Source organism: Eikenella sp. HMSC061C02 (assembly GCF_001809035.1).
In the GTDB taxonomy this organism is placed as follows: domain Bacteria; phylum Pseudomonadota; class Gammaproteobacteria; order Burkholderiales; family Neisseriaceae; genus Eikenella; species Eikenella corrodens.
In genome coordinates, this window is record NZ_KV795557.1 from 1 (window position 1) to 338 (window position 338).

General features: G+C 54.4%; 1 protein-coding gene. It reads right to left on the bottom strand.

Features of this window, described 5'->3' with window-relative positions:
- Positions 1–194 (bottom strand): hypothetical protein (locus HMPREF2541_RS11970; RefSeq protein WP_210387146.1); only part of this gene is annotated, 194 nt, incomplete at its 3' end.
- Between the last annotated feature and the right edge of the window lie 144 nt (positions 195–338).

Consider the following 338-nt stretch of genomic DNA (forward strand, 5'->3'; position numbering starts at 1 on the left):
CGCACTTTCAGCAGCAGGATGCCGTCCACATTGTCCGCCGTGCGGTAGATCTTCTCGCCGGCGTTTTGGCACAGCTGGTCGAAACGGGCTTTGGCGGGATCGTAGCGTTTGCGCCATTCGGCCACTTTTTCGGCATTCTCCCGCTCTTCCTGCCAGACGAGCGCTTTAGGAAACAGAAAAAACAGCGCTGCCACAACAAGCCCGGGAGCTGGCAACAGCCATGGGTATTTCTTCAAAAACTTGGGCTGGGCTTTGTAGCATAGAAAGATCGAGCCTAGCGCACATACCAGCATCGTGCCCCAATACAGCATGGCGATTAATTGGGTGATGTCTCTTAA